General features: G+C 44.4%; 8 protein-coding genes. 6 read left to right on the forward strand and 2 right to left on the reverse strand.

Annotated features, from left to right (window positions below; all coding sequences use genetic code 11):
* Window positions 1-5 precede the first annotated feature (5 nt).
* Complete coding sequence (locus tag QNI24_RS11015; RefSeq protein ID WP_267176164.1) at window positions 6-3,566, forward strand: FG-GAP repeat protein; 3,561 nt, start codon at window positions 6-8, stop codon at window positions 3,564-3,566.
* A 5-nt stretch (window positions 3,567-3,571) separates the two neighbouring features.
* Entirely contained in the window at window positions 3,572-4,153 is a 582-nt protein-coding gene (locus QNI24_RS11020; protein WP_267176165.1) for a hypothetical protein, read from the forward strand.
* A gap of 108 nt (window positions 4,154-4,261) precedes the next feature.
* On the opposite strand, the gene QNI24_RS11025 is transcribed toward QNI24_RS11020, so the two are convergent.
* Window positions 4,262-4,777, reverse strand: coding sequence for a DUF3592 domain-containing protein (locus tag QNI24_RS11025; protein ID WP_283708714.1), 516 nt, complete (start codon window positions 4,775-4,777; stop codon window positions 4,262-4,264).
* Between the two features lie 202 nt (window positions 4,778-4,979).
* Here QNI24_RS11025 and QNI24_RS11030 point away from each other — a divergent pair, with 202 nt between their 5' ends.
* From QNI24_RS11030 to QNI24_RS11045, 4 genes are all read left to right on the forward strand, one after another.
* The gene (locus tag QNI24_RS11030; protein WP_267176167.1) at window positions 4,980-7,265 is read left to right on the forward strand and encodes a winged helix-turn-helix domain-containing protein; all 2,286 of its coding nucleotides are present in this window, start codon (window positions 4,980-4,982) and stop codon (window positions 7,263-7,265) included.
* A gap of 15 nt (window positions 7,266-7,280) precedes the next feature.
* Entirely contained in the window at window positions 7,281-7,679 is a 399-nt protein-coding gene (locus tag QNI24_RS11035; protein WP_267176168.1) for a hypothetical protein, read from the forward strand.
* Window positions 7,680-7,815: 136 nt separating this feature from the next.
* Complete coding sequence (locus QNI24_RS11040) at window positions 7,816-8,343, forward strand: cytochrome b (RefSeq protein WP_267176169.1); 528 nt, start codon at window positions 7,816-7,818, stop codon at window positions 8,341-8,343.
* A 295-nt stretch (window positions 8,344-8,638) separates the two neighbouring features.
* Window positions 8,639-11,212, forward strand: a complete 2,574-nt coding sequence (locus tag QNI24_RS11045) for a hypothetical protein (RefSeq protein WP_267176170.1) — start codon at window positions 8,639-8,641, stop codon at window positions 11,210-11,212.
* 83 nt (window positions 11,213-11,295) lie between these two features.
* Here QNI24_RS11045 and QNI24_RS11050 read toward each other — a convergent pair whose 3' ends face one another.
* A complete protein-coding gene (locus QNI24_RS11050; RefSeq protein WP_283708715.1) occupies window positions 11,296-12,975 on the reverse strand; it encodes a patatin-like phospholipase family protein in 1,680 nt (559 codons plus the stop codon).
* Window positions 12,976-13,051 lie beyond the last annotated feature (76 nt).

Genomic DNA, 13,051 nt, shown 5'->3' on the forward strand with positions numbered 1-13,051 from the left:
AAACCATGAAAGCGCAATTCAATATGACCTTAATTTTTTTATTAATCATTACCAGCTGTAGCTGGGCCAGCGCCCCGCCTAAAGGTGTGAGCTCGGAACAATGGCAAAGCATTCAAAAACAGATAGCGGCATCTAAATACCACCCCCAACCCCTCGAAAATGGGTTTTATACTGCTTTGAATGCAGCTCAAGGCTGGCAGGTCAAACATGCGCCTGATGGCATGACCACCATTAAAAACAAGCACATTCGCATTGGCATGAAATTAAATTCGATTGGTTCACAGCAGATAAATGGCAAACCAGAAATTGAGATTAAAGACAATAATTTGTATTACCACCACAGTCCAACCATCAAGGAATGGTGGGTTAACTCTGCGGATAAAACCGAACAGTGGTTTGGCCTCAAAACTCGACCCATCACCGGCAGTCACGAAATAAAAGTGGGCATCGAAATCGATACCAACACCCAAGTTTCTCAGGAGGACAACCAGTTGGTGTTCACTGCTGAGAACGGCCAAAAAATCAACTATGACAGACTGAAGGTCTGGGATGCCCATGGCACGGTGCTGCCCAGTCGCATGCAATTGGCCGATGGCAGTGACCACTTTAACCTGATCATAGATGACCGCTTGGCCACTTATCCAATCACCATTGATCCGAGTTTTAGCTACGAGCATTACTTGAAGCCAACGGTTATTGATGAGTCTGATTTTTTTGGAACATCAGTGGCCATATCTGGAAATTACATGGTGATTGGCGCACCTTATGAGGACAGTACATCAGGATTAATCAATGGTGACAGCAGCGATAACAGCGCTTCTGCCACAGGTGCGGCCTATATCTTTAGTTTTGATGGTTTCAACTGGGCACAAGAAGCCTATCTAAAAGCCAGTAATGCTGAAGCAGGCGTCTTATTCGGCAATGCTGTAGCCATCTCAGGTTCGACAGTTGTAGTCGGGGCCTACCGAGAAAATGGTGACAGCCACAGCACAGCATCAACACCAAATAGCAATGCAATTCAGGCCGGAGCAGCGTATGTTTTCACCCGCAGCGGAGGAACCTGGGATCAAGCAGCCTACCTAAAGGCCAGTAATGCAGAAAGTTTTGATAATTTTGGTGCAGCCGTTGCTATAGATGGCGGTACCATTGTGGTTGGGAGTATTTATGAAGATGGTGATACCAATAGTACAGCTGAAAATGCTAACAATAATACCACCAGAGCCGGAGCTGTTTACGTTTACAGAGGATTTGGCGAGAATTGGAACCTTGACGCTTACCTCAAGGCCAGCAATGCTGAATCCAATGATTACTTTGGCAATGCAGTTGCTATTAGTGGCAATACCATTGTCGTTGGTGCTATTGAAGAAGATGGTGATGCCAACAGCATGGTTAATGCACCCAACAATGCCGCGACTGAGGCAGGTGCAGCTTACGTATTCACGCGAGATGGATCGATTTGGAGTCAACAAGCTTATTTAAAAGCGCACAATGCCGGAGCTGGAGATGAATTTGGCAACTCGGTTGCGATCGATGATGAAACTGTAGTTGTGGGTGCGCACTTGGAAGATGGCGATGTCAATAGCACCATAAATTCATCCAATAATAATGCCATAGATGCCGGTGCTGTTTACGTCTATATTCGCGAAAAAAACACTTGGACACAGCAAGCCTATACTAAAGCTGAGAATACAGATTCGGAAGATGAATTCGGTTATGCTGTGGACATTGCTGGAAATACGATGATTATTGGAGCACCTGAGGAAGATGGTAATGAATTAAGCACCATGGCATCGCCTAATAATTTTGCACGCGACGCTGGTGTAAGCTATGTGTTTGCTCGAAATGGTTCACAATGGCAACAAAAGCAGTACCTAAAAGCAGCGAGAACTGGTCCTGGTGACAATCTTGGAGAATCGGTTGCGATAAACCTTAATCACATTGTGATTAGCGCTACTTCAGAAGATGGTGATGCCAACAGCACAATCACCTCACCCAATAATGATGCATTAAATGCAGGTGCAGTATATGTCTATGAAGGGAGTTATTTGATTGGCGGTCAATTGATTGGTTTACCTTTTAATGGATCATTAGATTTAGCCCTCAATGGTTCAAATTTATTGACCTTAACCAGTAACGGTGAATATGAGTTTCCAAATGATGTCAGTGGAACCAGTTCATATACGGTGAGTATTTCCAACACACCAGCTGGCTACACCTGTTCCATTGTCAATTCAGCTGGTACATTAAGTTACGATGACATTACCGATGTCGATGTGTTTTGCTCAACCAACTCCTACAGTGTTGGAGGTTCAGTCAGTGGATTGACTGGGACTGGTCTGGTCTTGCGTAATAATGGTATTTTTGACGTAATCATTAACAACAATGGCAATTTTACATTTGCCTCAGAATTAGCCGATGGTACGCCTTATGAAGTGATGGTGTTGACTCAACCAAATGATGGTTCAACCTGCACAGTGAATAATGGTATTGGCATCATTTCTGGCAGTGACACCAGCATCAGTGTGGTTTGTTCAGGCGGCAGCTATGACATCGGTGGCACGGTCAATGGTTTATCCGGAACGTTGGTGCTACAAAACAACGGCGGTGATGACCTAACCCTCACCAACAACGGTGGTTTTACTTTCGATATGCCTATCGACGATGGCAGCGCCTATTCAGTTGATGTCAGTTCACAACCCAACGATCAAATCTGTAACATCAGCAATGGCAGTGGCACTGTATCGGGCGCAGATGTAACGGATGTAGCCGTAGTATGTGTTGATAACACTTTCTTCATTGGCGGCTCAGTCATTGGCTTAAGTGCAGCTGGTTTGGTGCTGCAAAACAACGGCGGCGATGATTTGAACATCATGGCCAATGGTGCTTTTACTTTTGCTGAGCCAATCATCGATGGCAGCACCTACTCGGTTGAGGTCAGTTCACAACCCAACGACCAAATCTGCACCATCAGCAATGGCAGCGGTACTGTATCTGGAGCAGATGTAACGGATGTAGCCGTTGTGTGTGTTGATAACACTTACTTTATTGGTGGCTCAGTCAATGGCTTAAGCGCACCAGGTTTGGTGCTGCAGAATAACGGCGGTGATGACTTGAATATCATGAGCAATGGTGGTTTTGTGTTTGATGAACCCTTAACCAATGGCAGCAATTATGCGGTTAGCATCAGTGCAGAACCGAATGGTCAGGCTTGTTCTGTCAGCAATGGTGCTGGCATAGTTGCTGGTGATGATGTGATTGACGTGATGGTTAGCTGTGCAGACAACACCTATCTGTTAGGTGTTAATGTCAGTGGACTGACTGGTCCAGGGCTGGTCCTACAAAATAACGGCGGCGATAATTTGACCATCACCCAAAATGGCATCACACCATTTGCTACCGAATTATCTGATGGTGACAATTACAACGTTACCATCGCCACACAACCCAATAACCCTGGAAATACTTGTGAAACAGTTGGCGTCAGCAGCGGCGTTATAGCCGGCACCAATAGGTTGGTTATTGTGCAATGCGGCAATGATTTGATATACAACAATGGTTTTGAATGACACCCATGCGCCAAGTATTTGAAGCAGCGGGCTGGCAACCATTTGTTGACCATTGGCCGCCACATTCTGGCTACCACAGAACACACAATGGTTCAGTATGGGAGCTGGATTGGCGGCTGCTGTCCAAGCACCAATACATTGGAGTAAACAGCGAATCGGCTGTTCGCATCCGCCAGTCATCTGGCATGCGACTGGGCTTTCATTGCGTCGTTGAGAAACCAAGCCGCTTATTGATCACGACTGTCTCAAGCGTTACTTTTATCGCCTGGTTGTTTGACAAAATCCTGAAACTCAAAGGATTCAGGCGCAGCAAGAAAACCATTGGCATCAATCGCGTTTATCATCAAGATAGCCAAATGGCTAATAAATTATTAAGTCACTCAGATTTTTTAGTCAGCGCACAACAGTTAAGTAACTGCGACACATTGGTCAGTTGGGAGTTGGAACTGTTACCAGGTCATCTATCCATTAACCTGACTACCAAACCCAATATAAACCCTGATGCTGAGATGCTCTCATGCTTATTTCAAATGGTTTTAAGTTTGCGCCAACAATTGGAAAAGATACCCTGCTTTGAGACCCATTAACTCAGTTCAGTCGAAAAAAAACGCATCCAAAACCGGGGCAAAAAGCCTGAAACAGCTCAATTGGTTCAGGGTGGAATCATGGTATTGACATTTTTGTTGCTGCCGACTTTATTGATTCTGGGCTTGCTCTTTATTCTGAGTTAAAACTTTAAGATTCAGCCAAAAGCACATCCAAGTCAAAACACCACAACACAATGCCATGATCATAGGAACCCAAGTGGACCACAAAATGCCAGTTTTCAATACCGAACTTTGTGGGTTATCTGGATCAAAATAAACCGTCACTGGTTGATCGGCTGTAAAGGGTGATTTAAGTAGCCATACTCTGGCCGAATATTTATCATCAAATCCATCCTTAACTGTTGTTCCTGTGCCTAAAGAATAACGCTCTGAAAAATACAATTCTCCCTGGTAGAAATAGGAATACTTCACTTCAACCACATAATCAATGTAACGCCTGAGGGTATCCCCCGCTTGATTGATGCGGCCAACGACTTTGGATTCAACCACCTTGCCATCAACAGATGGCCAAGTCATGCTCTGGGCAGCAGTAAACAACAACCAAGCCCCAACGACAAAAAACAAAACAGTTAAAGCCCCAAAACCCCAGCCAATTTTTTTCATTCTACTCACCTATACTACTTGTTTATTACTTGCCATAAATATAACAAGCTGTATTAAATAAATGATGAGCAGAACCTGATTTTATCTTGAATTTTTCAATTCAATGCACTTAAATTAATTTTATCCCAGATGCGGCTCAATGCTATAGTGTGATTGAACACAGCCCATTAAACTATGTATTAAAAGGAAGACCTCTACTCGAATGAATTACCACTTTGAGGCGTTCAGATACGACGCCAAACAAAAACAATTAGAGCATGAAGGTATACCCGTTGAATTGACCAAAAAATGTCACGATTTACTGGTGTACCTTTTAGAAAACCCCAGCCAACTGATTGATCGAGACGCTCTGATCGAACATGTGTGGGGTGGTCGCGTGGTAACTCATAACACCATCGATCAATGTATCTTAAAACTACGTAAAGCGCTTAATACAGCACAACCAGGTGATTATATTGAATCCGTTTATGGCCAAGGCATCAGATTTTTGCCAGCCATTGAACAACAACACACAACACAAACTCCATCGAAAAAACAAAAACACAACAAAATATGGCTGTTCTTGCTGTTGATAACTCTGACAATTCCTTTGGGCTATTGGCTGAGTGCTGATAAGGAAACTAACGAAATAGCCTCGTGGCAAAGTTCAAGCACAGCACACAATGCATCTAAATCTGCTGTGCCACAAAAAGCAGCGAAAGATGATTGGTTGCTTGATGGTGGCAGCACTTACTTGGGCTATTTATTGCATTTATACCCGCAGATAGAACTACAAAAGATACAAAGAATCAGAACCACAGATACTCAAAAACCCCGATTAACTATAGATTTGATAGTCGCCAAGCAAACTGATTGGGTGGTTCATATAGATTTGTACCAACAGCCCAACGATGAGGGTAGCATCAATAATTACCATGCTGATTTGAGCCTTTCAAAAAGTGGCATCGAGGTTGAACAAACTCAGTTAATTAGCGCCAGATTATCCATGTTATTCCCGCAAATCGCTGATTGGGTAGCACAACAAGATGGACTGGAGTCGCCACAACAAATCATTGATGCCAATGTATTCACCCAAAATGAATCCGCTTTGCTGAGTTTTTTTCAAGGCTTGACTGAACAAATCAAAGGCAACAGTGAACAGGCTTTGGTTTATTATACGCAAGCCACTGAGGCTGACCCTAGGTTCAAATTGGCTTGGTACGAAACGGCCATAGCCTTGAGAAAACAGGGTGACACCAAAAAAGCCATCAGCGTTCTCAATGCCATCAATAGCAACGACCAGTGGCTGACATTTCGCGTTGCTGTTGCCAAAGGCATTACCCTCAACATACTCGATGAACCTGAAGCCGCAAACCAAGCTTATGAAGCTGCACTTGAGAGCGCCGAGGCCACCAATAACACCGATGGTATGGCCGCCATTTATATCAACCAAGCCATTTTGTACAGTGACATGAATCAATATGATGAAGCTGAACAACGCTTGTTGTTGGCGCTGGATTTACCCGATATGTCTATGCAGCATCGCAGGTATGGGTCTATCATGAACACCTATGCAAAAGTGGCTGCCAACATGAATAATTTACCGCTGGCAATTGAACAATCTAAAGCCGCCATTCAAGCCTATCAACACTCAGGTAATCTGCGTTATGAGATGCTAGCCAAATCACGATTGGCCGGTTGGTTAATTGATGCCAACCAATTTCAAACAGCAGAAAAATTGGTCAAAGAATCTTTATCTTATGCCAAGCAACTCAATAACCCCCGTTCAATCAGCAGTAATCGCAGTAAATTGGCGATGATTTATCAACAAACAGGCAGGTTCAATCTCGCCCTTGAACAATGGCAAGATGTGCTCGAACTTAATACCAAGCTTGACCTCCTGGCTTACAAAATTGATGCCTACCACTGGATGATGAAGCTCCATCTGGCCGACAATAATTTAATCCAAGCCAAAACAGTCATAGACCTGGTTGAGCAAATGACAGCTGAGAACCCTGATGCGAATTGGCAGGTTGAATTGGCATCGCTTAAACTCATGTTGGCCATTCATCAAGAGGATCAAAACCAAGCCACAAAACTATCACAACAGTTACTGCCATCATTCCCTGATAGGATGCTGGTTTATCTGGGTGATTCAGCCAGATTGGCAGGCAATGATTCGGAAGCCGAAAAGCACTATCTGACTGCTGTACAGGCATTTTCACAACCAGTCAAACCGTTGCCATTAAGTGAATCCCTCAATCGCTTGAATGATTTGTACCTCAATTACAAACCACATTTATTGATTGCCAACATTGAACAAACACGGGCACTCGAACCATTTATCTACCCACTTCAAAAATACCAAGCAGTGGCAGCTTTCAATAACGACGATCAGATTAAGGCAATGAGCTTGATGCAAGAACTTAAGTTAAAAGCCGGTGATTATTGGCAAGCAACAGATCAACAGTTATTAACCGCCATGCACAACACACAAGAAGTGCCTTAACACATTATTATGAATATGAATGAAACCAGTATCATCCTCAAACTCAATGGTTTAATCAATTTAATCATTGGCGCTTTACTGGTTTTCATGCCCAGTCAAGTGATTGATTTCCTCAGCACCACCAAGCAAGTGCCTGAGGTAGTGGTTTTATTATTGGGTATGGCTTTGAATTTGATTGGCATGTTGTTACTTTGGTGTGGCAATCGCGACCACCTCAGCCCAAGCTTAATCAAGGCCTTCATATTGCTTGATTTAATCTGGGTCATATTTGTTTTTGCTTTGATTTTCAGTCAAACTTGGATCACTTCAACAGTAGGCACCACCACCACAGGCTTGATAGCCATCGTGGTTGGTAGACTTGGCTGGCTGTTGTGGCATAACCACAAAGCACCAGCGAAAAGTGTGTCTCAATAAGCACCAACTGGCTTGATTTGTCTGTCAGCCAAGATGACATGACTTGCTTGGTTGAATTACTTGGTTAAAACAATCCCAAAATAATTCAAATATGGTATATTTATCAATGATTTGAATAACAAAAAGAGGCATATCAATGAAAGACACAACAGCAGCTTACGGCACAATCACAAAGGTATTACACTGGGGCATGGCCCTGCTGCTATTGTGGCAGTTTCTCAGCGCTGGCGCACGCTACTTTTTTGAGGACACGGCAATTGAGGCGTTTTTCTGGCCGTCGCACAAGCCCTTGGGTGTGGTGTTGTTGGTGTTAATCGTGTTGCGTTTGGTGTGGGCTTTGATGAATCGGAACAACCGACCGCCCTCAGTAGGCATGGCAGCGAAACTGGGACATTTGTCGTTGTATGCTCTGGTTTTACTTACGCCCATTGTGGCATTGATCAGACAGTACGGTTCTGGACGGTCTTTTGAGGTGTTTGGGATTCCAGTTTTTTCAGGTTTTGAAGGCGAACGCATCGAATGGATGATGGATTTGGGTGGTAACTTTCACGGTGAAATGGGCTGGGTGCTTTTGTTGTTTGTCACCGGCCATATTTTCATGGCTTACCACCACCGCAAGAACCCCAACAAAACCGATGTGTTGCCTCGCATGTGGAAAAAATAGCCCAACACATCTTTTAAGTCATCATTAATTGATAAAGACATAGCTGGTGTGGCTGATTTGTTTTCAGTCACAGCCAATAACCATTTTATATAACTTGGCCAGAGTAGCACTTGTCCCTAATGACCATACCCAAAGATTATCAAACAGCCTCAACCACCCTTTTTTAATTATAGCTTGTTCAATGAGAACTATTAACGCTATACTAATATGTATAACTAAAATCAAATCTCATTCATCACCTCATCATGTTCTTTGATCGGGGTGCAACATGTATATAACTGTATAAGGGGGAGTTATGACAACAAAAAGTAATGCACAACAGGGTAATACACCGATAAGCTACGCGATTGAGGCACGCTTCAAAAAGCCGGCTGAAATCAGCTATTCAATACCAGGCTCATTGTTATCAATTTTAAGCCTGCTGTTCATGGCAGTGCTGTCAACACTGATGTATGTGCAATTGACCGAGCCACAACAGGCTTTCTTGCCTTGGCTCAGTGACTTGTTACCATTTTTAAAACCACCAAAGACTGATTCGGCTTTGGCGACTTGGGCTTGGCTGCCATTTGCTTTTACCATTTTCGGTAGTGCGCTGGGCATGATCTTTGAGCTTTGGTTACTGCTCACTGGTCAAGCGTTCCAACAAACCAACACACCTTTTCATCGGTTCATTCGTAACATCAGGTTATTGAACCTTGGGCCAGTGGTGGCTACTATTTTATTTTTCTTCATCTGTATATTGATTACCGATCCAAGCATGCGCCTGGTACTATTATACCTGTCAGGAGCCATAGCTTTTGGTTTGGGCTTTGCTTTGTTTTTTAATGGCGCCCCTGGTTTTGTCTTTATAATGTTGGCTGGCCTACAAGTCACCCAAATCATTTTGGTCTTGACCCACAGCATACCTTTTGGTGGCTCAGCGGTGGCCTATTTATTGGTGGCCCAATCGGTGCTGCAGTTAACGGCTTTACTGATTACCACAGCCACACCATTAAAAAGTACTGGGTTTCATACTTTGAGTACCATTTCGGGTGTTTGTTTGTATGTGGCATTGGTGAAGATAACCAATGCCAGCCCAAACTTTTCACACGATGTGGCAGTGTCCTTGCCACAGTGGTCAGTGCTTTGGTGGGGTTTTATTGTGGTTTGTTTGGCCGCTATGGTGGCCGTAGGCTATGCCTTTCCCAAAGTGTTTCAGGCTTTCAGAACGGTGTTCAGTCATGCCATTTGGACTTTACAGTACTTTGTTTTGGTCAGCGCCAAGCGCTTTCCTAAACCGTTCAACTTGAGTCAAGTTTATAACAACACCAATGACAGACCAGTTGCATCCAGACTGAAACCATATTATCAGGTCCACTCCCAGTACTTAATGAAAGATTTGAGCATCCCTGCCGATGAGGACATTGAGCGCAATGTAACGATTTTCAAAAAACTGCTGAATAAAGCGACGAAAGGCTTTAAGGCCATCGCCATGTTAGACCATGTGATTCCACAGTCTAATGTCAATACACCGCTGGCTGATAAACAAAGGATGGCCATCTGGAGTGATGGCCGTGACTTTTGGCCGAAGTTTTTTTCCAGGAAACTTTTTGGTTACACCCTGCCCGATCGAGGCCATTTTGAAACCACACCTGAACCTGTGATCAAGGCATTTAAGGAGGGCCAATTATTGGCTTACCTGGTTGAATCAGGCGTGGGTTCGCCGTTTTTGACAGCGCGTGAAGGTGGCGGCCTCGAAGTCGACTTCAGTTATCTGGAACACTTTGAAACCAAGGCTGATTTTGAAGCCTACGGTGGCGGGGCCCACTTTGCCATCAACAATGATCTGAAAAAGCTACAGCTAACCGCTGTGGTAGCACCTTCATCAGGCAAAGTCATATCAGCCAATCCACATGACCCAGAATTCAGGGCAGTTGAAGCCCAAGTGCTGGCATCCTTGTATTATGAAGTAATTAGCGGTAAACACTTGGCTGAAATCCACATGACTTATAACTTGGTTGAAGTGACCATGCACAACGCTTTCGATGTCCAAGGCCAATGGCAACACCCGTTCCGCACTTTCATGTATTTACACTTGTTCTCGCATGAGCTGGCCGAGGAAATCACCACCGAGCATTTGGTCCAGGACGGTGCTGTGTTCTCGCAGATTTTTGCCACCACCCACGATGGCATGATTGATCATTTGAATCATACTTATGCCAATTTTGAGTACGGTACCGATGAGAACTTTGAATACAGAAAACAGCTGATGTTGGATGATGACAATGACGTGTTACCCAACTCTGCCATCAATTGGGAACTGAAATACGCCGAGATATGGCACAAATACACCAGCAACTTGATTGACGTCATTTATGCCGATGATGAAGCGGTGGTTAACGATAAGTACCTACAAGATTTTCATGATGGCTTGAATCTGGTGATGCTGAAAGGCTTACCTGAACGTTATGATGACTTTAAAACCAAATCAGGTGTGGCTCGGTTTGCCTCAGACACCATTCATCACCTGGTTATCAGACACCAGGTTTATGGCACCACCGGCATCCGAGCGGCGCTGGATCCCAGAATCAGTAAAACACAGGTACCTAAAGACGGTTCGACCTATGCGGTTGATGACTGGCGTTCTTTGGCTTATGTGGCTTTGGCCACGGGTAAAGCCCGCTTTACTTTGTTGTTGGATGACTTCACTTACTTGCTTGAAGGCGTTGATGAAAAGTTTGCAAAACCCATGCACCAAATCTTTAATCAGTTACAAGAAGATTTGCGCATTTTAGAGGCTGAGTGGAACACCACTGAGGAGGAAAAGACATTCAATTATAATTATTTCAGAGCCGTACCATCGGGTTTACATACTGGCCCGGGCTACTGATTCAATAGTACTTTCTATAACTAAAAAGCCAGCGTATCAGCTGGCTTTTTTTTGTGATTGAACCCAAAGATTAAACAATCTTTTTATTTTTTCTGATACATCCACTCAAACATGGCGCGGTTGGTTATGCCATCGGGGTTGCCTTGGGTATTTTTCGATGCCACATTCCAACACGACAGGTGGGCCAACAAATTGACCTGCCTGGGGGTCAAACCCAAATCAATCGTTTGGTAATTGGGAAAATCATTGAACAGCCAAAACTTCAGCTTCATGCCCAGCCGCACGGTGAATTTTAATTGCTTGCACCACGCTTTGACTGGGTTGTTATAAACCCACAGCATGTTGACTGCGCCAGCTTCAACGGCGTATTTCTGATTGGCCAGAACCTTCAAGCCTGGCTGATAACACAAAGCTGTACCACCGGCTTGTGCAGCTTGCCAAAGTTGCGTCAAGTAGTCATCAAAGTCTTGTTCAAGAAACACTTGGTTCGCTCTGAACACCTCATACCCTGGCTTAAGTGACTTGTGGTTTTTGTAGGGTACATAGCCATGACCTTCGGTGTAGGGTTGGTAGCCGAACAGCGGAGGCACTTGGTCATCCACTTTCACCAAGCCCAAGGCTTTGTCATAACCCAGTGCTACTTCGGTGTTTAAAAACGAGATGATGTTTTGTGTGCCCTGACGCAGCATGCTGGCCACTCCAGAGTTATCCAAATCACCACCATCAGCAAAAGCATATTTTTTGGCTTTGTTTTGTTGTGGTTGATTGACTGGCCAATAATTGTAAACTGGCAACAGGCCATCTAACTCGGCATGTTGGGCACTGATCACTTCGGCATAAAATGAACTGCTGATACCGGCCATGTCATGCAGCGCAAAGTGATGTTTTGGCACAGCCACTGTCTGCAGATCATCACCAGCTGCTTGTTGTTCGGTTGAATTCAAAGCAAATGAATCAACGCCACCGCCTCCAATATCTGGTGATGAAGGGTCTTGAGTTTTAAAATCAGCCATGACACCTGAATAAAATGGCGAAAACATAAATGGCAACAGATTAAAGTCACCTTGAACCTCGTGTGGAATCATGCTGCCTAGAATGATTAAATCGGGCCGGTAGCGATCGGATGGGAAGGTATGAAATTCATCAACAATCATCTCAGGGTTATTGGTTTTGATGTGTTGATTGAACCAATCCTCATCATAGGTGAAGTACTTGGAATCATTCCAGCCGGTGAACAGGCCATAAGGTTTGAACACATGCCTACCGATTAACCTGACCCACAGTTCATGCGCTGGCACGCCATCGGCCAACATATCCAGAGATTCAGCCGTAAATTTCGCCACCCCCAGTCGCCCGGGTATGCGCCCCATGTTATTCGCTGGCAGGTAATCCAATGCGGTATTTTTATCACTGCCGCGGTGCTGATTCCAGGTCAATTCATTGGGTGCCAATGTGGTGACTCCCAACAATTCATCATCACTGATGTGCTCTGGGATGTATGCATACACCGTACTGGCCCAAGCCCCACCAGAAACACCCGAAATCACCGCAGTCTTATCAATCAAACCCAAATGCCGCAAGCCCCTGAGCTGACCCATGGCCGCTGATAAAGCCCTCGATCCACCCCCAGAAAAACAAACCGCAACGGATTCGCCCTGTGGACTGACTGCTGATTTAGTTGCTGATTTGGGCCTTTGATTGGTCAGTTGATTGGTTTTATACGGAAACAGATTTACCGTATAACTGTCTTTAGATGCTGCCATGAATCCCCCATACTGGTTTATTTATTTATCCAATGATTATACATTGATGTAAATGCCCAATGTGATTTTAGGGAAA

The organism is Marinicella marina (genome assembly GCF_030065545.1).
Taxonomy (GTDB): Bacteria; Pseudomonadota; Gammaproteobacteria; order Xanthomonadales; family Marinicellaceae; genus Marinicella; species Marinicella marina.

Bases quoted from the DNA above. Each gene is read 5' to 3' on its own strand.
- QNI24_RS11015 (WP_267176164.1), top strand. From the start codon at position 6: ATGAAAGCGCAATTCAATATGACCTTAATTTTTTTATTAATCATTACC.
- QNI24_RS11020 (WP_267176165.1), top strand. From the start codon at position 3,572: ATGCGCCAAGTATTTGAAGCAGCGGGCTGGCAACCATTTGTTGACCAT.
- QNI24_RS11025 (WP_283708714.1), bottom strand. From the start codon at position 4,777: ATGAAAAAAATTGGCTGGGGTTTTGGGGCTTTAACTGTTTTGTTTTTT.
- QNI24_RS11030 (WP_267176167.1), top strand. From the start codon at position 4,980: ATGAATTACCACTTTGAGGCGTTCAGATACGACGCCAAACAAAAACAA.
- QNI24_RS11035 (WP_267176168.1), top strand. From the start codon at position 7,281: ATGAATGAAACCAGTATCATCCTCAAACTCAATGGTTTAATCAATTTA.
- QNI24_RS11040 (WP_267176169.1), top strand. From the start codon at position 7,816: ATGAAAGACACAACAGCAGCTTACGGCACAATCACAAAGGTATTACAC.
- QNI24_RS11045 (WP_267176170.1), top strand. From the start codon at position 8,639: ATGACAACAAAAAGTAATGCACAACAGGGTAATACACCGATAAGCTAC.
- QNI24_RS11050 (WP_283708715.1), bottom strand. From the start codon at position 12,975: ATGGCAGCATCTAAAGACAGTTATACGGTAAATCTGTTTCCGTATAAA.